This window comes from Pararobbsia alpina (genome assembly GCF_965118125.1).
GTDB lineage: Bacteria > Pseudomonadota > Gammaproteobacteria > Burkholderiales > Burkholderiaceae > Pararobbsia > Pararobbsia alpina_A.
Genome location: NZ_OZ221287.1, coordinates 2171045 through 2189906 on the forward strand (window position 1 = coordinate 2171045; position 18862 = coordinate 2189906).

General features: G+C 63.4%; 15 protein-coding genes. 11 read left to right on the forward strand and 4 right to left on the reverse strand.

The annotated features are described in order from the left end of the window. Positions 1 to 11: 11 nt before the first annotated feature. The 3 genes from lpdA (at position 12) to ACMFWR_RS09495 (ending at position 3849) form a co-directional block, all read left to right on the forward strand. Positions 12 to 1442, forward strand: a complete 1431-nt coding sequence (gene lpdA, locus ACMFWR_RS09485) for a dihydrolipoyl dehydrogenase (RefSeq protein ID WP_413191429.1) — start codon at positions 12 to 14, stop codon at positions 1440 to 1442. A 143-nt stretch (positions 1443 to 1585) separates the two neighbouring features. Continuing rightward, entirely contained in the window at positions 1586 to 2683 is a 1098-nt protein-coding gene (zapE, locus tag ACMFWR_RS09490; RefSeq protein WP_413191430.1) for a cell division protein ZapE, read from the forward strand. A gap of 140 nt (positions 2684 to 2823) precedes the next feature. Further along, the gene (locus tag ACMFWR_RS09495) at positions 2824 to 3849 is read left to right on the forward strand and encodes a transposase (RefSeq protein WP_413191431.1); all 1026 of its coding nucleotides are present in this window, start codon (positions 2824 to 2826) and stop codon (positions 3847 to 3849) included. A gap of 190 nt (positions 3850 to 4039) precedes the next feature. On the opposite strand, the gene ACMFWR_RS09500 is transcribed toward ACMFWR_RS09495, so the two are convergent. The 4 genes from ACMFWR_RS09500 to ACMFWR_RS09515 form a co-directional block, all read right to left on the reverse strand. Further along, positions 4040 to 4546 carry a DUF2147 domain-containing protein gene (locus tag ACMFWR_RS09500; RefSeq protein WP_413191432.1) on the reverse strand — a complete coding sequence of 169 codons (507 nt, stop codon included), beginning with the start codon at positions 4544 to 4546 and terminating at the stop codon, positions 4040 to 4042. Positions 4547 to 4875: 329 nt separating this feature from the next. Continuing rightward, positions 4876 to 6579 carry a ShlB/FhaC/HecB family hemolysin secretion/activation protein gene (locus ACMFWR_RS09505; RefSeq protein ID WP_413191433.1) on the reverse strand — a complete coding sequence of 568 codons (1704 nt, stop codon included), beginning with the start codon at positions 6577 to 6579 and terminating at the stop codon, positions 4876 to 4878. A 376-nt stretch (positions 6580 to 6955) separates the two neighbouring features. Then, a complete protein-coding gene (locus tag ACMFWR_RS09510; RefSeq protein ID WP_413191434.1) occupies positions 6956 to 8377 on the reverse strand; it encodes a collagen-like triple helix repeat-containing protein in 1422 nt (473 codons plus the stop codon). A gap of 196 nt (positions 8378 to 8573) precedes the next feature. Beyond that, positions 8574 to 10184: a collagen-like triple helix repeat-containing protein gene (locus tag ACMFWR_RS09515; protein WP_413191435.1), complete on the reverse strand. Its 1611-nt coding sequence runs from the start codon at positions 10182 to 10184 to the stop codon at positions 8574 to 8576. Positions 10185 to 10807: 623 nt separating this feature from the next. On the opposite strand from ACMFWR_RS09515, the gene ACMFWR_RS09520 reads away from it, so the two are divergent. From ACMFWR_RS09520 to ACMFWR_RS09555, 8 genes are all read left to right on the forward strand, one after another. After that, positions 10808 to 11053 carry a Flp family type IVb pilin gene (locus ACMFWR_RS09520; protein ID WP_413191436.1) on the forward strand — a complete coding sequence of 82 codons (246 nt, stop codon included), beginning with the start codon at positions 10808 to 10810 and terminating at the stop codon, positions 11051 to 11053. 10 nt (positions 11054 to 11063) lie between these two features. Beyond that, positions 11064 to 11591 carry a prepilin peptidase gene (locus ACMFWR_RS09525; RefSeq protein WP_413191437.1) on the forward strand — a complete coding sequence of 176 codons (528 nt, stop codon included), beginning with the start codon at positions 11064 to 11066 and terminating at the stop codon, positions 11589 to 11591. A gap of 2 nt (positions 11592 to 11593) precedes the next feature. Then, positions 11594 to 12217: a TadE family protein gene (locus ACMFWR_RS09530; RefSeq protein WP_413191438.1), complete on the forward strand. Its 624-nt coding sequence runs from the start codon at positions 11594 to 11596 to the stop codon at positions 12215 to 12217. A gap of 404 nt (positions 12218 to 12621) precedes the next feature. Continuing rightward, a complete protein-coding gene (cpaB, locus tag ACMFWR_RS09535; RefSeq protein ID WP_413191439.1) occupies positions 12622 to 13671 on the forward strand; it encodes a Flp pilus assembly protein CpaB in 1050 nt (349 codons plus the stop codon). A 100-nt stretch (positions 13672 to 13771) separates the two neighbouring features. Continuing rightward, positions 13772 to 15100 carry a type II and III secretion system protein family protein gene (locus tag ACMFWR_RS09540; RefSeq protein WP_413194839.1) on the forward strand — a complete coding sequence of 443 codons (1329 nt, stop codon included), beginning with the start codon at positions 13772 to 13774 and terminating at the stop codon, positions 15098 to 15100. A gap of 54 nt (positions 15101 to 15154) precedes the next feature. Continuing rightward, positions 15155 to 16438 (forward strand): fimbrial protein, encoded by a 1284-nt coding sequence (locus ACMFWR_RS09545; protein ID WP_413191440.1) that lies wholly within the window; start codon positions 15155 to 15157, stop codon positions 16436 to 16438. Between the two features lie 6 nt (positions 16439 to 16444). Beyond that, the gene (locus ACMFWR_RS09550; RefSeq protein ID WP_413191441.1) at positions 16445 to 17818 is read left to right on the forward strand and encodes a CpaF family protein; all 1374 of its coding nucleotides are present in this window, start codon (positions 16445 to 16447) and stop codon (positions 17816 to 17818) included. Then, complete coding sequence (locus ACMFWR_RS09555) at positions 17811 to 18815, forward strand: type II secretion system F family protein (RefSeq protein WP_413191442.1); 1005 nt, start codon at positions 17811 to 17813, stop codon at positions 18813 to 18815. Before ACMFWR_RS09550 ends, ACMFWR_RS09555 begins: the two co-directional genes overlap by 8 nt. The last annotated feature ends 47 nt before the right edge of the window (positions 18816 to 18862 follow it).

Consider the following 18862-nt stretch of genomic DNA (forward strand, 5'->3'; position numbering starts at 1 on the left):
AAAGAAGAAATATGGCTAAGGAATTTGATGTTGTCGTAATCGGCGCAGGTCCTGGCGGTTACGTGGCCGCCGTTCGCGCCGCGCAATTGGGCAAGTCGGTTGCGTGTATCGAAAAGTGGAAGAACCCGAAGGGCGAACTGGCACTTGGCGGCACGTGCCTGAACGTCGGCTGCATTCCGTCGAAGGCGCTGCTGGCCTCGTCGGAAGAGTTCGAGAAGGTCAATCATCACCTCGCTGACCATGGCATCACGGTCGAAGGCGCGAAGATCGACCTCGTGAAGATGCTGACCCGCAAGGAAGGCATCGTCACGAAGATGACCAAGGGGATCGAGTTCCTGTTCCGCAAGAACAAGATCACCTGGCTCAAGGGCCATGGCAAGTTCGTCTCGAAGACCGACGGCGGCTATCAGATCGAAGTGTCGGGCGAAGGTGAAGCCGAAACCGTGACCGCACGCAATGTGATCATCGCGACGGGCTCGAAGGCGCGCCATCTGCCGTTCGCGAAGGTCGACGGCACGCTCGTCGCCGACAACGAAGGCGCACTGTCGTTCGACTCGGTGCCGAAGAAGCTCGCCGTGATCGGCGCAGGCGTCATCGGCCTCGAACTCGGTTCGGTCTGGCGTCGTCTCGGCGCCGAAGTCACGGTGCTCGAAGCGTTGCCCGAGTTCCTGGGCGCGTGCGATGTCGGTGTGGCGAAGGAAGCCGCGAAGATCTTCAAGAAGCAAGGTCTCGATATTCACCTGAGCGTGAAGATCGGCAGCGTGACGACGTCGGACAAGGGTGTCTCGATTGCGTACGCCGACAAGGACGGCAACGAGCAGAAGCTCGATGCGGACCGCCTGATCGTGTCGGTCGGCCGTGTGCCGAACACCGACAACCTGGGCCTCGAGAATATCGGTCTGGGCGTCAACGAGCGTGGCTTTATCGACGTCGACGACCACTGCCGTACGAAGCTGCCGAACGTCTACGCGATCGGCGACGTCGTGCGCGGCCCGATGCTTGCGCACAAGGCGGAAGACGAAGGCGTGCTCGTGGCGGAAGTCATCGATGGCCAGAAGCCGCATATCGACTACAACTGCATTCCGTGGGTGATTTACACGTCGCCCGAGATCGCATGGGTCGGCAAGACGGAACAGCAGCTGAAGGCCGAAGGTCGCGACATCAAGGCCGGTCAGTTCCCGTTCGCGGTGAATGGCCGCGCGCTGGGTATCAATCAGGCGGAAGGCTTCGTGAAGGTGATCGCCGATGCGAAGACCGATGAAGTGCTGGGCGTCCATATCATCGGACCCAACGCATCGGATCTGATCGCTGAGGCGGCGGTGGCGATGGAGTTCAAGGCGGCGTCGGAAGACATCGCCCGGATCTGCCACCCGCACCCGTCGTTGTCCGAAGTGATGCGCGAAGCCGCGCTCGCCGCCGACAAGCGCGCGATCAATATGTAAGCACCACGCGCCGCATTGACCGAATCGTGCCTCACGAAGGTACGGTTCCGGGTTGAATGCGGCGTGCACCGCACGGTGTATGGCAGTAACCGGACAAAGGCGAGCATAGACTCGCCTTTGTCCGTTATGGGTCGATTCCCGCGATGAATGTCACTGAATACTACGAACACGAACTGGCCACGCGTGGCTATCAGGCGGACCCGGCGCAACGCGCCGCGGTCGATCGTCTGCAAACGTGCTACGACGAATGGGTCGAGTACAAGGCCACGCGTTCGAACGCGTTTCGCAAGCTGATCCTGCACCCCGATATTCCGAAAGGCGCGTATCTGTGGGGTGGAGTGGGGCGCGGCAAGAGCTTCCTGATGGACAGCTTCTATGCATGCGTGCCGGTGCAGCGCAAGACGCGGCTGCACTTTCACGAGTTCATGCGCGAGGTGCATCGCCAGCTGCAGGAGCTCAAGGGCACGTCTGACCCGCTCGACGAGCTGGCGCGACGTGTCGCGAAGAAATTCCGGCTGATCTGTTTCGACGAATTCCACGTGTCCGATGTCGCGGACGCGATGATTCTCTACAAGCTCCTGCTCGGCTTGTTCGAGAACGGCGTGCAATTCGTCATGACGTCGAACTACAAGCCCGACGATCTCTACCCCGATGGCCTGCATCGCGACCGCATCCTGCCCGCGATCGAACTGCTCAACAGCCGGCTCGATGTGCTGAACGTCGATGCGGGTGTCGACTACCGCCAGCGTACGTTGTCCCAGGTTCAGGCTTATCTGACACCACTCGGGGCTGAGGCCGACAAGGCACTCAGAAATGCCTTCGCCTCTTTGGCCGCTGTTCCGGATGAAAGTCCGATTCTTCATATAGAACAACGGGAACTCAAGGCGTTGCGCAAAGCGGACGGCGTAGTATGGTTTGATTTTGCGACGCTATGCGGCGGCCCGCGGTCGCAGAACGACTATCTGGAACTCGCATCGCGCTTTCACGCGGTGGTCCTGTCGGACGTCCCTCGCATGACACCTCGGATGGCATCCGAGGCGCGGCGCTTCACCTGGCTCGTGGATGTGCTCTACGACCACAAGGTCAAGTTGCTGATGTCGGCCGAGGTGCCAGCCGATCAGTTGTACGTTGAAGGTACGATGGCTAATGAATTTTCTCGTACCGTTTCGCGCATTACCGAGATGCAGTCAACCGAGTATCTCGAATCGCCGAGGCGTATTGTGAACACTTCATTGACATAGACTGACTGGCATTTAGGACTTATCTGATTTGCCGGACCTCATCGTCTCGATAACGTTCTCCCTGTCCGATCTGAATTCAGTTCGGTGGGCTGGCCAGCCGCACTTGGCGGTTGGCGTGGCTGAAATAACCAGGAGAGCGTATGAAACCTTATCGAGTCCTCACCGATGAGGAGTGGCTGGCGGTTGCCCCGCTGCTGCCCGAATTGCAACCGCGCAAGGAAACGCGCGGTCGCCCGCTGACCAATACGCGCGAAGTCCTCAATGGCGTGCTGTGGGTCATGCACAGTGGATCGTCGTGGTCGATGTTGCCGCGACGGTTCCCGTCTTATCAAACCTGTCACCGGCGCTTCAAGGCGTGGCAACGCACGGGTGTGCTCAAGACCGTGCTGAACCGCCTGTTCGGTCCGGCCGGCGACGAGTTCCACACGGCCATCGTGGCGCGTATGCGCCATCCTCAGGTCGAGGGTGCCCCGGCGAAGCCCAAATGTGGCGAAGGTGCCTCTGCGTCGAGTGCGCTGGGGCCTGACAAGGTGTGGGACGCGGCGGCGTTACAGAGCGCGTTCTCGCCGATGTCTTCGCGCGCGCCGCTGATGGCCTGTGAGCCGGTAGCGAGTCTGCATGACGATGCGTCCGGTTCGCCGGCTTCCTTGAGCGCCGAAGCGGCGCAGGCCGCTTCCGCGTACGACTCGCCTGAGCATGAGGCCACCCGTGCGTCGTATGGGGCGCAAGGTCAGGCGTATGCAGGACACCGCACGTCGGATGGCGCGCCCTTGGCGTCGTACCCGAGCGCGGGCGTCGCCGGCGCGGGAAATCCATTCAGGGCGACACAGGCGCCGCCAGCTTCCAGCGCGAGCGCATCGACGGTTCGCCCATGGGGAAGCAGCGCCGGTGCGGCGTGGGCCAATCCGATGAAGTCCGCATCCGAATCGGCGCCTGCCGCTGCACCCGCGTCCGCTTCTGCGCAGGTTGCAGGCTCTGAAGACGCATCGGCATCGGAGCAATCCGAGTCGGTATCTTCGCCGGCTCCGATCCACACAGCGCAACGCTCAATGGACAACCTGCCGGACAACCAACCGGACAACCAACCGGACAACCAACCGGACGACGAACCGGACACCGGGTCGGACGACGAACCGGACGACCACGTACCCCCGTCAGCGAACTAAGGGTCTCGCTTCGAGCCAGCCCATTCGTATCGGATTTCGATACAGCAACGCGACCGATCGACGCACCGCCAGGCGGTGTTCGATGCGGTCGCGTTTGCGTTGGTAGCGGCGTGAGCGACTCGGGTCGTGAAGGGCGTCGATACCGGCAGCGCAGGTCACGCCGCCAGTACCGGAACGCCGTGACCGCCGCTTACTGCTGCCGATTCCAGGTCTGCGAGCGGCCGATTAACGAGATGCCGATATAGCCGCGGACGATCAGCTTCTGGCCGCCGTCTTCAGTGTGCATCGTGCATTTGTAGAGCGAGCCATTTTCGGGATCGAGAATCTGGCCGCCGTCGTACTTGTCGCCATCGGACTTCATGCCGTTGATGATCGTCATGCCGAGCATCGGCTGGTCCTTGCGATAGTCCGTGCACTTTTCGCATTTGCGGTCGGGCTGATCGTTCGGACCCAGGCCTTTGATGATCTTGCCGCTCAGGGTGCCGTCGGCGTCCTGCGAGATCTGCACGAGTGCCTTGGGCTGCCCGGTGTGATCGTCGATCGTTTGCCAGACGCCGACCGGCGTCGCGGGCATATCGGCGCGTGCCAGCGTAGAGAGCGAGGCGCAGGCGAGGCTCGCGCTCGCCGCGACGATCAGCGGGAGCTGTCGCAGAAAACGGCGCGTGCGCGGCGCCGCGTAATCAGTCTGAGTTGCCATGTCTTCCTCCTTGAATGGCGCCAGCCGGATAGACCATGGAGTGGGCTCCACAGGCCTGTCGACGGACGCCGGGTTCCGCCGGGTGAACCTGGCGTGTGTTGTTGTCATACCCGCTGCCGGCACGACCGGCCGCGATGAGGACCGGTTCCGCGCGAAAGGCGCCTTGAGAGGCTCAGGGCGCGCCTCGCGTCACACGCCTTGTCGGGCGTGGGGCTGTCGTGCAGGCGAAGCCAGCATAAGCGAAAGCGCCGTGCGTATCTCGGAGAGACACTTCTAAACATTCGTCTCAAGCACCGCCGGCACGCGCAAGGCCGCGCCGGCGCTCGATTTCACTGAAAGTTATACGAGAAGTTCGCGTTGACTCTGGGGCTGCGCGATGCGCTTTCGACGGGCGCGTCGCCGACTGCCTTGCCGAGCGCGAGGTCGAGCGAGTAGTGCTTGAGGTCGCCGAAACGCACGCCGATCGCAACCGAGGCGAGGTGATTCGGATAGGTCGGCCCCGAGTGCAGGTAGACGCGCGCCGTATCGAATTCAAGATAAGGCTGCACGGTCTGGAGATAGGTATAGCCGAGGTTGAACTGCCGGTTGAGTTCGATCGACGCGCCCCAGCCGGAGTCGCCGGCTGCCTCGCCCGGCTCGTAGCCGAGACCGAAGCGCGGGCCGCCGAACGTGATCTGTTCCGACGTCGGCAACGAATCGGCGCTGTATTGCCCGGCCAGCGAGAACGTCGTGCCGAAGCCGTAGGGCCAGGTATTCGATTGCGTGTAGCTCGCGTTGGCTTTGAAGAACTGGATATCGACCTGGTTTTGCGGCGCGGCGCCTGCCACATTCGAAAACGCGCTCTTCGATGCGCCGAGGATATTGAATGCCTTGGAGATCGACACCGACGCCTTGCGCGTCTGTCCGTCGCTGGTGTCGACATAGTCGAGTTCAGGGGAGAGCACGCGCACATTCGACTTGAGTCCAAGTTCCGCGCCAGTGATCGTATTGGTATAGCGATCTTCGTCGTGCGTCGCGTACGCGCTGAGCTGGCCGACGAGGCTGCGCTGGTTCGACAGCAGGAACGGGTAGGCAATCGCGCCGCCGAACTTGTCTTGCGTGACATCGCGGTGCACCGACGAGGGCAGCCCGGGATTGTCGGTGGGCTCGCCGTGATAGTGCGACGCATTGAGCTTGCCGAGCAGCCCGTCGCTGCCGAGCGGCGCCGAGAAGTTCGCCGCGAAATACGTCTGGTCATCGCGTCCGGGCGGAAACAGGGCGCTGACGCTCAACTGTTCCCCGAGGCCCAGCACGCCGTTTTCAACGGCGGTGGCGAGGGCTTGCACGCCTGGATGGTTGAAATCCGTGCCGACGTTGAAATCGAACCGTTTGCGTTCGACTTTCAGGTCGAGCGTCGTGCCGCCATCGGTTGTGGTCGGGGGCGCGACATTGGCTGCGATCTTGACGCCCTGCATGAGCCCGAGCACGTTGATATAGCGCTCAAAAGTGCTTCGGCGCAGCGGCCGGTCGGCTTCGATATGCGCGGCGATCGCGCGGATCTTGGCTTCTGCATTGCCTGCGTCGCCGCTGATCTGTACTTTCGACACATACCCTTCGACAACGGTCACGCGCACGACGCCGTCGGCGAAGTCCTGCGCCGGGATAAAGGCGAACGACAGCGCGTAGCCGCGGTCCTGGTAGAGCTTGGTGACGCCGTTGGCCGTCTCGATCAGTTGCCCGATGGTTGTTTCGTGGCCGACGAGGGGCGTGAAACGTTGAGCGACTTCATTGAACGGCAGCGCCTTGACGCCCTCGACCTGCACCTTGCTCGGTGTGATCTTGCGCGCGAGCAGTTGTTCGAGTTGCGGATTGGGTTTTTCGACCTGGACCGTGACGTTCGGCGCCGGCTGCGGCGCGTTCATCTGCGGCAGGGTCTGCACGGGATTGCCGCCGACCGGTGCGCGCGTGGCTTGTGCGAAGGCCGGGCTGGCGGCGCCGAGCGTGATGACCCCCAATGCGGCGACGATCGGCGAAAGGATCTGCGCGTTCTTCATGATGCGTCCTCGTAGTTTCTTGATTTCTTGTCTTGGCCTGCGGAGGGCCGGCGCTTGCGCGCCGGCATCCCGTCAATTTTTTTAGGCGCCTTCCGGCACCGTCCTCCCTGCACCGGTGTGACCGTAGACATCGCGTGTGGCGGTGAGCCCGGGAGGCGAGGCGCTGCGCGCCTGCCATCGGTTCGAACCCCGCCGACGTCGTCGTCGGTCAAATACCGGCTCTGCATTGCGCTACGCCCGCTTGTTCTGCCTCCCTGAGCTCGCGCTGTCGTCCCCTGCGGTCCTGCCGATTGATGCCTGCTTCCTTCCTGATGCCCGATGCGCCGGTCGCGCGCGTGTCGATGCACGCTCTGATGCGCGACCGTTTGCTATGCAACTAGTGCACGACGGCGCCCGGCGTCTTTTCCGAGTGATTCACGGCACTGCTGTTCGCGACACCACCGATGCCGCCGAGGCTGCCGGTGACACTGCTCAGCAGCGAGGTCACCGAACCGAGACCCGCGCCGCCTGCAGAGCTGCCGCCTGCTGCCGACGTCACCGTCGCGACGGTCGTCGTCACGATCGTGGTCACCGGTGCGAGCGGGTTGCTTGCGCCGCTGCCGCCTGAGACGCTGCCAAGCGCACCGGTCAGTGAACCCAGCGGGTTGCTGCCACCGAGCGGATTGCTGCCAGACAGACCGCCGAGTGCACCAGTCAACGAACCCAACGGGTTGCCGCCTGTCGAGCCGCCGAGCGAGCCCAGGCCTCCGAGCAGACCCGAGAGCGGTCCGAGCGTGCCGCCCGAAGTGCCCGTGCCCGTCGTCGGCGCGACGCTGACATTGCCGAGATTGGCGAGCAGGCCTGCGATCGGCGCGCTGCCATTGATGCCGTTGCGATCGAGCACGCTGCCCGCACCGGCGACCGTGTTGCCGACGCTGCTGACGACATTGCCGAGGTCGGCGACGACGACGTTGTTCGTCGACTGGCTGACGGTTTTGCCGCCTTGCGACACGGCGCCGCCGACGGTTTGCAGCAGGTTGTCCGCCGGTGCGCCGAGGCCGCTGGCGCCGCCGATGGTCTGCGTTGCGTTGCCGAGCGTCGCGACGATCGGCGTGATCGCCGTGCTCGTTTGCTGCGTGAGCTGCTGGACCGGGCCCGACGACAGCGTGGCGCCGAGTGTCTGGCCGCCGCTTTCGATCGTGACGCCGATCAGCCCGACGGCGCCGGCGAGCGGTGACGTGACAGGGTTCAACTGGCTCAGCGGTCCTGCGGCGCCCAGACCGCCGATCGCGGTGCCGACGCCGACGACCGCGCCACCGGCATCCGTCACGACATTGCCGAGACTCGAGACCGTGGTACCGACCGGGTCGCTCGTCGTGCCGATCTTGCCGAGACCGTTACCGATGCCCGTGCCGAGATCGCTGACGATGTCACCCGTGCTCGCGACTGTCGACCCGAGTCCTTGCGACACTTGCGCGTTGATGCCGCCGGGCAGCGGCGTCGTGGCGATCACGTTGCCGAGATCGGTCGCCGTCTTGCCGACTTCGGTTGCGACGCCCGTTGTCGAAGCCGTGGTCGTGCCGGTCGTGCCCGAGCCGCCGGTCGTGCCGGTGCCACCCGAGGCACCCGTCGAGCCCGTGGTCGACGTGCCGTCAGAACCGCAGCCCGTCAGCCCGAGCGTGAGTGCGCAGGCCGCGGCGAGTGCGCTCAGCGACAGCGCGCGGGCCATGCGGCCACGCCGGCGTTGCGTTGAAACAGCGTCCGGACGTTCGCTTGCGGCGTGCCCGGTGGGTACTGCGTGCTGGACGATGCCATCCATGTCTTGTCTCCCTTGTGTAGGACTCGCGAGCCGAACCGGAGCGTCAAGCGGACGCCGGGCCGGTACTACCGGTACCACCGGCAGGCCGGGTGACTCCACCCCGGCTCGCCCCCGGAAAAACCGTGCTGCTCCCGCGTGACTTCGAAGATCCCGGCGCGTGGCCGGTGCCCGCGAAGTCACGCGAGCCATGCCGTGCTTACTTGTGGCCGAGCAGGCCGCCGACGACACCGCCGAGCAGGCCGCCTACGCCCGCGACGCTGCCGGACGCCGACGAACCGCTCGTGCCCGTGCTGGCGACCAGGCCGCCTGCGGGCGTGCTTGCTGTCGTCGTGGTTTGCGCAGGCGTCGAGGTCGTCGTGGCGCTGACCGTGCTGCCGAGCGTGCTCGTGACCGTGCTGAGGACACCGGTCACGGCACCCAGCGGATTGCTTGCGCCAGCGCCGCCCGTCGCACCGCCGATCGAACCCGTGAGGCCGCTCACGATGCCCGTCACCGGGTTGCTGCCCGTTGCACCGCCGAGGCCGCCGAGCGCGCCGGTCAGCGACCCGAGCGGGTTGCCTGCCGCGCCGCCCGTGGCGCCGCCGAGTGCCGAACCGAGACCCGACACGACGCCAGTGACGGCGCCCGTGACGCCGGCGAGCGGCGTACCCGCGCCTGCGTTGCCGAGTGCGCCCGTCACACCGCTCAGCGACCCCGTGACACCGGAGAGCGGGCTGCTGTTGCCGAGGCCGCCCAGGCTGCCCAGGCCGCCGAGCGTGCCTGTCACGCCACCGAGTGCGCCCGTGAGGCTTGCGACCGGGTTGAGCGTCGCGTTACCCGATACCAGGCCACCGACACTGGCGACCGTCGTGCCGACCGACGACACGAGCGCACCTGTCGATGCCCCGATCGGGTTGTTCGTCGTGGTTGCGATCTTCGAGCCGGCGAGATTGAAGGCGCCGCCGAGCGTGCCGAGCGCGCCGGCAAGCGGTGCGCCGAGTCCGGTCGCGTTGCCCACCGTTTGCGTGACCGAGGCGACCGTCGACGTGATCGGCGTGATCACCGAGCTCGTCGTGCTCGTCAGTTGTTCGACCGGGCCTGTCGTCAGTGCGGTGCCCAGTTGGGTGCCGACGTTGACGACGGCGCCGCCTGCCGTGTTGACGACCGAGCCGACCGCGCCCGTGACCGGTGCGAGGGGAGCGAGCGATCCGGAACCGAGGCTCGTAACGAGCGCACCGGCGTCTTGCGTGGTGTGGCCCGCATCCGTCACGACATTGCCGAGCGAGCCGACGGTCGTGCCGACCGGGTTGCTGCTTGCGCCGAGCTGGCCCAGACCGCCGGCGATGCCGTTGCCGAGATCGCCGACGATCGTGCCGACGCTCGATACCGTCGTGCCTGCGGCTTGCGTGGTCGATGCGCTGACGCCGGGTAGTGATGTGTTACCGATCTGGTTACCGATCGACGACACCACACCGCCTGCATCCGTCACCGTGTTGCCCGTGTTGCCGACCACCGTACCGACGGCGTTCGCGCTGGTGCCGCCGACGGTGCTGCCACCACCCGAGCCGCCGGAAGTCGTGCCGCCGCCGGTACCGCCCGAGAGTCCGCCGCCGCCCGTCGTGCCGCCGGTGTTGTCACCGCCGGTCGTGCCGCCGGATGTGCCGCCACCCGACGTGCTGCCGCCCGTGGTGGCCGTCGTGCCTGACGAGCCGCTTGCGCCCATGTTGGCCGAGCCCGATCCGGCGCAGCCGGTGAGCGCCATTAAAGCGGCAATCGATCCGACGATCGCAGTTTGTTTGAATACCCCGTAGGTCGATTGGCTTTTCATGGTTTCCCCCGTTATTGATTGGCCGAATGAACTTTGGCGAGCCAATAACAGCAACACCTATGCCAATGTCATCTAAACAAACGCATTAGTACCTCGGGTTCATCCTACGAATGCTAATAACGGCGCGGGTTTGCGGGGAGTTGAGAGGTGCTTGAATCAATCGGTCAAAAGAAAGTTAACGCGATCTGTAAAACGTTTGCGAGCGGTATGCCAACGGATTCGTAACGTTACGTGCGTTCGAACTCGTAACGGGAGTCACGTAACAGGTGGGTCCGTAAAAACCCTCAGAACGGATTGACCGATGTTTTAAACGTTGCCTGTTTAAAAGGAAAAAAATTCTAGAACCCCCGCCAGTCATGGCGCACAAGCACTAGAGGTGGCGTTCAAAACAGTGGTTGAGTACTTGTTGCGCGCTCGCGAATCGTCTAAAACGGTACCCATCTGTGGTCTGTACGATTCATCACACAAAGATGTTGCTTGTATTTGGGACGTCCGCTATAAGTTCGACTACAGGCAATCTGGGGAGGTGGCCTATCGATACGCTGAATAAAGACTTTCAAATGATTTATGGTTCGCCTGTGTGATCCTGTTTCTAATAGGCGAGTTAAGTTTGATGAATCCCGGTGAAATTCATTGAATCCGTTTCGGATTATCGTTTCTCCGGGCTAAACAAATATATCGGGGCCAATATGAAAACCCAAATTCAGACCTTTCTTAAAGACGAAACCGGCGTGACGGCCATTGAGTACGGGCTTATTGCCGGACTGATCGTCGCCGCGCTTATTGCGACGCTGACCACCCTCGGGGGCAACCTGAAGACAGTGTTCTCGAACATCCAGCAGGCGGCGTCGAACGCGTCGGCCAACTGACGGCACGCTGATGACGCCGATTCCGCTTCTGATGCTCGGAGCGTGGACGGCGGCGGTAGCGGTATTCGATGTTCGTTTCCGGCGAGTGCCAAACTGGCTCGTCGTAATCGGGTTGGTGTGCGCGATTGCGCAGTACCTGGACGGATTCCGGGTACTGCCGTTCACCATCGAACAATCGCTGATGGGCGGATTGATCGCCTTCATCGTCTTCCTGCCGCTTTACGTGTTCCGCGCGATGGGTGCCGCTGACGTCAAGGTGTTCACGGTCCTCGGACTCTGGCTCGGCGTCGGCACGCTGCTGCCGGTCTGGATGATCGCGAGCGCGGCGGCGGGCGTGCATGCGATCTACGCGATTGCGAGGCCGCGGGTGCCGCCGGTTGTCGCGTTCGGACGCGTGCTCGGATCTGGCGCCGTTCATGGCGGCACGGGATCGCAGCCACTGCGTGGCGCTCCTTATGCGGCGTTTCTCGTGATCGCCGCCTGTTTCGTCGCACTGCATCGGCTTTACCCGGCCGACTTCTTTGGAATCGGGGGTTGACGATGCGTCGCGCCGCTCCGTCCAGTCGCACATCGAAGCTCGCTCCAACGAGCGTGCACCGGCATCCGGTCAATGACCGTATCGCCGGTCGAAGCGCAGCGCGATACAAGCAGCTCAACGAGTTGCACGCGCAGAGGGGCGTCGCGGCGATCGAGTTTGCGTTCGTGTTTCCGCTGTTTTTCGTGGTGCTTTACGCGATCGTCGCGTACTGCCTGATCCTGTGCGCGAACATGGCGCTGTCGGGCGCAACCCAGGAAGGCGCGCGTGCGGCGCTGAACAACGCGGCGGGTGTCACAACGCTTTCGGGTCAATACACGCAGCGCATGGCCAACGCGTGTTCGCGTGCCAACGGCCTCGCAACATGGCTCACCGGTGCGACGGCGAATACGACGTGCGGTCAGTCGACCGGACAGTGTCCCGCCGGCGCCGCCTCATGCACGACCGTGTCGCAAGCGCCGTGTGGCCCGTCGAATGCGATGGTTTGCGTCACAGTGACGATGAATTACGACTACGCCGATCATCCGATCGTTCCAAAGCTTCCGCTACTCGGATTCGTCACGCCGACGAATCTCGGCGCAAGCTCGACGGTTCAGCTGGATCCGGCCGCAGTCATGTCGAACATGTAGTTCGAAGAACGAAGCAAGGCAAGGCGACCTCGCGATACAGCGGGGCAGTGAGAAAACACAACACGTCAGACGCAGGTGACGTGTCTGCTGAATTGAATCCGCGATCGACGACGAGCGATCGCAGCCGGCCCCGGGCAAACCGACGAATTTGCCACGATGGTTCGGCCTTACGAGGAGCAAGCGCGTCCGGGCAACGGACATGAGGGACCCGCACGGCAGCGACGGATCGCGAGCCGGCACTGAACTGACATGCACACGCTGATCGGGTGTTCGTGGCCAGGTTCGACGCGGGACGCAGGGGGAACGTGAATCGAGGCGGCGCAGCGACGGGAACTTGCAAGCCGCGAGGTTCGCGCATAACGGAAAAGAGGGGCGAGGTCGCATCGATACTCGCTAAGAAGAACATGGTGAAGCTGACGAAGGTCCTGGCCGGACTGCTGCTTGTCGTTGCCGTTGCACTCGGCATATTTGCGTGGATGATCGCAAGGCAACCTCCGCCCGTTGCGGTATCGCACGTGGCGGCGCCGACATTCGCGGTGGTCGTTGCTGCGCACACGTTGCCGGCGGGTCAACCCATCAAGGCAGACGCGCTTGATGTCAAGCGCATCGCGCAGAGCCCGACAGGCTCCTATGCGGATACGACGTCGGTGATCGGTCGGGTCCCGCTCTCGGATATCAATGCCGGACAGCCCGTCGTCGTTAGCGCCTTGCTCGAAGGACTCGCGGGGCGTCTCGAGCCCGGCGAACGCGCGATCGCCGTCAAAGTGGACGAACTCGCCGGCGTGGGCGGACGTGTGCGTCCTGGCGATTGGGTCGACGTTTTCATGCTGCTGCGGCGTGACGGCCAGGACGGCGAAATTGGCCGTACTCAGGCGCGCTTGCTCTTGTCGAAAGTGCGGGTACTGGCCTACGGGCGTGCGGACCTGACGGTGACCGACACGGGCGCGCAGGCTGTCGCACCAGCTTCGGCTGATGCGAGTTCGGGTACCGCCGCATCGCGGCCCGCCCCGCAGGGCGTTCAAAACCCGCCGAATGCTGCCAACGATCCGCTTAACGCGCATACGGCCGTGATCGCTGTACCCGTTGATCACGTCGATGCCCTCGCACTTGCTGACAATGCGGGACGCCTGTTGCTGGCCCTGCGGAACCCCGCGGACACTCAGGTCGCCGACGATGCCGCGTTCGGCCCGAGCGGCACCGTGCTCGTACCCGTGAACGGAGCGGCCGCCTTGCAAGGCGATGCGCCGAACCGTGCAGCCGCCGGACTGATGCTCGAACAGTTGGTGCGCGACAAAAATGCGCCGCGCACGGGCGTGCCCATGCCGCTTCCCGTTGCAGCGCAACCTCCGCTACCCCAGATGATTCCGGTGGCGAGCCGGAGTTCCGCGCCTCGTGCGTCGAATCAGGGCGTCGAAGTGATTCGCGGCACGAGCCGCGAGACCGTGGGTTGGTGAGGCGGACCGGAGAACAACAATGACAACAACTACTCTCGCTGCCGAAGCCGGGCACAAGGTTCGCGATGCATTCGCGAGCTTCGCCCGTACTGTGCTCCTGATGGTGGCTGCGACTATTGCAACCGCGTTCGCGAGTTCGGCATCCGCCGCTGACGCGGCGACCGGCGCGAGGCCGGTCTCTGACGCCGCTGGTACACCGACCTCAGCCCGCGACGGTTCGGTGATCCAGCTCGTCGTCGGCGTTCAGCAGTCCATCCCGGTGGGCAAATCGCTGAGTCGTGTCGCGATCGGCGACCCGAGTGTCGCGGATGTCATGGTCATGCGCGGAAGCCGGACCGGCAATCTGTTATTGATCGCCAAGGCACCCGGGACGACCAGCCTGCTTGTGTGGACGCACGATGCGGCGGACGCACAACGCTACACGATCAACGTGACGAGCGCTGCGGCGCATGCGCTCGCCGATCCCGGTGGCGCGACGATATCGAGTGCCGGTGCAACGACGATCATCAAAGGCTCCTCGCCATCGGTCATTTCGCATGAGCGCGCAGTGGCTGCGGCCAAGGCGGCCAACGTCAAGGACGGGGTTGTCGTCGACCAGTCGACGATCGCCGTATCGCCCGTGGTGCAGGTCGACGTCAAGGTCGTCGAGTTTAGCCGCTCCGTGCTCAAGGAAATGGGCTTCAACTTGCAGAAGATGGGGAGCGGCTTCTCTTACGGCATCGCCAACCCCGGCACAGCCTCGAGTGATGCGCCGCTGGCGACCGCGTTCAATCTGGTCGCGAACTGGAGCTCGCATGGCCTGACGGGCAGCCTCTCCGTTCTCGAGGGCGACGGCCTCGCGCGCGTGCTCGCAGAGCCGACGCTTGTCGCACTGTCCGGGCAAAGCGCCAATTTCCTTGCCGGTGGCGAGGTGCCGATCCCCGTGCCGCAGGGCCTGGGCTCGACGGCGATCGAATACAAGCCTTACGGCGTGGGCCTGACGCTGACGCCGACCGTACTGTCGGCCAATCGCATTGCGTTGAAAGTGGCACCTGAGGCGAGTGATCTCGACTTCGCGCACGGCGTCACGATCTCGGGCGTTTCCGTGCCCGCGATCACCACGCGCCGCGCCGATACGACGGTCGAACTCGGTGATGGAGAGAGCTTTGTCATCGGCGGACTGATTGATCGCGAAACCATCACCAACGTGAGCAAGGTGCCGGTGCTCGGCGACCTGCCGGTGATCGGTGCGTTCTTCAAGTCGCTCGATTACCAGCAAACGGACAAGGAACTGATCATCGTCGTGACGCCGCACCTGGTGTCGCCGTTGGCGAAGGGCACGGTGGTGCCGCTTCCGGGCGAGAAACAGGAGCAGCGCGACGGGCCGGTCTGGCGGTCGTATGTCGGAGGCATGGCGTCTCAGGACGCATTACCGGGGTTTTCGAAATGAGTGGTGTACACGGTATCGCGCGAGTTCCCGGGTCGCGCTTCAGGGAGTTTGACTATGAATGCGAGAGCAGAGCCCTTGGCTGAACGCGACGTCGTCGATCACTTTGTCCTCGCATCGAACAATGCGGCGCATGTGTTCTGGCTGACCAGCACGCTTCAGGGAGCGGGTGCCGTCGAACCTTCGGCGCTCGATGCCACGGCGGTCATGCAGATGATCGGCGTGATCAACCCGTCGATCCTGTTCCTCGACTTTACGGGTGAGCAGGGAGGCGTTGCGTCCGAAGTGGCGAATGCGGCTAGGTCGGCGTACCCCGAACTGGCTGTGGTGGCGCTTGGAGCAATGACCGACGCGGGCAGTGCGCTTGCGGCGTTGCGCGCCGGCGTGCGGGATTTTGTCGATGCAAAGGGTTCGTCGGACGATGCGCTGCGCATCACGCGCGATGTGCTGATGAACCTGTCGGACCAGGTCGCGCGGCGTGGCAAGCTCACGGTGCTCCTCGGCGCCCGAGTCGGGATGGGCGTGTCGACGCTTGCCGCGAACTTGTCGTATCTGCTTCAAAGCCAGCACAAGGACCAGCCGGTTCGTGAGGACGAGGTGCCGCGCAGACGGCACTCCGATCACCCCGTAGCGTTGCTCGATCTGGGGTTGCCGGCGAACGACGGCACGCTGCATCTCAATACACGGTGTGACTTCAATTTCGTCGACGCCGTGCGCAATGTGCGACGCATCGATCAGACGTTTGTCCATACCGCGCTGTCTCGCCATGAGAGTGGTCTTGCGCTGATGACGTTGCCATTCGATCTCGGCGAAATGCGCGAGGTCTCGTTTTCTGGCGCGATCGGCCTCGTCAACCGATTGCGTTCTTTTTTTGACCAGCAAGTCGTCGACCTTGGCGGCTTCTCCAATAGTGCATTTACCGCGCATCTGGCCCGGGCGGCCGACGAGGTGTGGCTCGTGTGCGATCAGTGTGTGGCGTCGATCGTCTCGGCCGCGGCCTTGCTCGATGAGCTCAAGGGCCTCGATGTCGACACATCGTGCGTGCGTCTGGTGATCAACAAATTCGACGCAGGCTACGGGCTGTCGCCGGAACAGGTTGCCGAGCGCCTTCAGTTGCCGTTGACCGCGGTGATTCCCGCACGTGCGGTGCCGCTCGGTCGCGCGATGAATCAAGGACAGCTGCTCGCGGAAAGCGCCGAACGTGACCCATACGTACGCGCGCTCGATGCGCTGATCGATCGCCTGCAACCGGGCGACGACGCCAGGACGCCACACCGCGCGGGTATCGGCTCGCGCCTGCATCTCGGCCGTTTTCTCTCTCCATCCAAAAAAGCGGGCTGATGAACGATGAGCAAGAGCATTGAATTTGCCGATGACGCACGCGCGTTTGCTCAGACGCAGCAATACCAGGACGTCAAGCACGCTGCGCATGAGCATCTGCTTACGCGCATCGAAGAGCTTGGCGCCGAGTTCGGGCGATGGTCGCGGCAAGCCATCAGCCAGTTCGTTGATCTCGAGATGGACAGCTTCGTGCGGCTGCGTCATGTGCCGATCAACGAAAGCGAAGTCCGCCATATTTCCGAGGCCTTGACAAAGGAGCTCGCGGGTTTTGGTCCTATCGAAGATCTGCTCGAAGACCCGGCGGTCGAAGACATTCTGATCAATGGTTACAACGACGTGTACGTTTCTAGACACGGCGTGCTGCAGAAGATCGGGGTTCGCTTCGTCGACAACGCACACTTGCTGCGCATCGTGCGACGCATCCTTGCACCGATCGGGCGACGGCTCGATGAGTCGAATCCGATGGTCGACGCGCGATTGCCCGACGGCGGACGCGTCAATGTCGTGATCGAGCCACTGTCGATCGACGGACCGGTCGTGTCGATCCGGAAGTTTCGCAAGGACCCGCTTCGCCCTGCAGACCTGCTTTCGCTCGGCACAATGGATGCCGAGATTGCAGCATTGCTCGACGCTGCGGTACAGGCGCGATGTAATGTGCTGGTTTCCGGGGGAACGAGTTCGGGCAAGACATCGCTGCTCAACGCGCTCGCGTTTTATATCCCTGAGCACGAGCGTGTTGTGACGATTGAGGATACGGCCGAGCTTTCATTGAACCACCCTCACGTCGTTCGCCTCGAAAGCCGCCCGGGCGGCTTCGATGGTGCGGGTGTGATCAGTATTCGTGACTTGCTGCGCAACACGCTGCGTATGCGTCCCGACCGCATCATCGTTGGCGAAGTCCGCGGCGGGGAAGTGCTGGAAATGCTTCAGGCGATGAACACGGGACACGATGGCTCAATGGGCACCATCCATGCGAGTTCGCCGCGCGAATGCCTGTACCGGCTGGAAATGCTTGCAGGGTTTGCGGGGTACCAGGGTAGTGAAGTCAGCTTGCGGCGACAGATTGCGAACGCGATCGACTTTATCGTCCAGATTGGGCGCCAGTCCAACGGTAAGCGACGCATCCTCTCGGTCACGGAGGTCACGGGGCTCGGTGACAACATCGTTTCGACTCAGGAGCTATATCGGTATGAGCCGACGATCGGCCCGGACGGCGAGGAAGTCGATCATTGGCAATCGCTCGGTATTCTGCCGCATTCGCCGAAGCTCGCGCGATTCCGCGCCGCGTTGACCGCGGCCCAGATGCAGGGCGCAGGGGACGCATATGGTCGCGGAGGCTTCGGCTCGGGCGGCTTTGGTGCGGGAGGCTACGGTGTCTAGCACCTTGCTTGCCGTGCTCGCGGTCGCACTCTTCTGCGTTGTCGGCGCACTCTGGCTTTGGCACCGTGCATCGCTGATGCAGCAGAGCGTGACGACCCAGCGGTTCGTCGACAGCCGGCTCGCCGCAACGCCAGGCGCCCCCTCGAATAATGCCGGCCTGAGTGCACGACCGGTCGGTGGCGCATCGGGGCAAGTGGCGGGCAGGGGCGACACGAACAAGACCGACGGTCCGCTCGGTGATGCCGTATTGCGCCGTCTGGCGCCGCACATCGAACGCATGAATCGCATCGTGCATCGCGCCGGTGTGCTTGATATTCGCCGCTTTTACTCGATGTGCGTAATGCTCCTGGCAGGGGTCTTCCTCTTTGTCGGCATCGAAACGAATTTCATTGCGAGCACCGTGTTGCTCGCGTTCATGCTGATCGGTTTGCGCCTGTGGCTCTGGCATCGCTCCACGCGGCAACAACGCCGCATCGTGACCCAGTTGCCTGAATTTCTCGATGGCGTCGTGCGCATGATCACGATCGGCAACAGTGTGCCGGCGGCATTTCAGGCGGCGGCGCCTGCAGCGGACTTGCCACTGCGCACATGTCTCGAGCGTGCGTCTCGCATGATGCGAGCGGGTGTCGAACTCGACAAGACGTTGAATCAGCTGGCCGAGCTCTACGTCGTCGAGGAGTTCATGCTTATCGCCTCCGTTGTGCGTCTGTCGGTGCGCTACGGGGGGCGCGCGGACCAGGTGCTTGAACGCATGGCTGCGTTCATGCGCGATCGGGAAATGGCACAGCGAGAGCTCTTCGCGTTATCCGCCGAGACGCGTTTGTCGGCGTGGATTCTGGGGCTGTTGCCGCTCGTCATCGGGTGCTTCATCGTGCTCAGCAATCCAGATTATTTCGTTGGCATGTGGTTCGATCCGACGGGGCGACATCTGTTTTATGGGGCGCTCGGATTGCAGCTGGTCGGTGTGTTCCTGCTTTACCGGCTCGCGAAGCTTTGAATCGGAGATCCATGTCCATGTCCAGTGATCGGCTTATGCGCCCGCGG

Bases quoted from the DNA above. Each gene is read 5' to 3' on its own strand.
- ACMFWR_RS09545 (WP_413191440.1), top strand. From the start codon at position 15,155: ATGAATGCGAGAGCAGAGCCCTTGGCTGAACGCGACGTCGTCGATCAC.
- ACMFWR_RS09505 (WP_413191433.1), bottom strand. From the start codon at position 6,579: ATGAAGAACGCGCAGATCCTTTCGCCGATCGTCGCCGCATTGGGGGTC.
- ACMFWR_RS09525 (WP_413191437.1), top strand. From the start codon at position 11,064: ATGACGCCGATTCCGCTTCTGATGCTCGGAGCGTGGACGGCGGCGGTA.
- ACMFWR_RS09530 (WP_413191438.1), top strand. From the start codon at position 11,594: ATGCGTCGCGCCGCTCCGTCCAGTCGCACATCGAAGCTCGCTCCAACG.
- cpaB (WP_413191439.1), top strand. From the start codon at position 12,622: ATGGTGAAGCTGACGAAGGTCCTGGCCGGACTGCTGCTTGTCGTTGCC.
- ACMFWR_RS09550 (WP_413191441.1), top strand. From the start codon at position 16,445: ATGAGCAAGAGCATTGAATTTGCCGATGACGCACGCGCGTTTGCTCAG.
- ACMFWR_RS09495 (WP_413191431.1), top strand. From the start codon at position 2,824: ATGAAACCTTATCGAGTCCTCACCGATGAGGAGTGGCTGGCGGTTGCC.
- ACMFWR_RS09540 (WP_413194839.1), top strand. From the start codon at position 13,772: ATGGTGGCTGCGACTATTGCAACCGCGTTCGCGAGTTCGGCATCCGCC.
- ACMFWR_RS09515 (WP_413191435.1), bottom strand. From the start codon at position 10,184: ATGAAAAGCCAATCGACCTACGGGGTATTCAAACAAACTGCGATCGTC.
- ACMFWR_RS09500 (WP_413191432.1), bottom strand. From the start codon at position 4,546: ATGGCAACTCAGACTGATTACGCGGCGCCGCGCACGCGCCGTTTTCTG.
- zapE (WP_413191430.1), top strand. From the start codon at position 1,586: ATGAATGTCACTGAATACTACGAACACGAACTGGCCACGCGTGGCTAT.
- lpdA (WP_413191429.1), top strand. From the start codon at position 12: ATGGCTAAGGAATTTGATGTTGTCGTAATCGGCGCAGGTCCTGGCGGT.
- ACMFWR_RS09510 (WP_413191434.1), bottom strand. From the start codon at position 8,377: ATGGATGGCATCGTCCAGCACGCAGTACCCACCGGGCACGCCGCAAGC.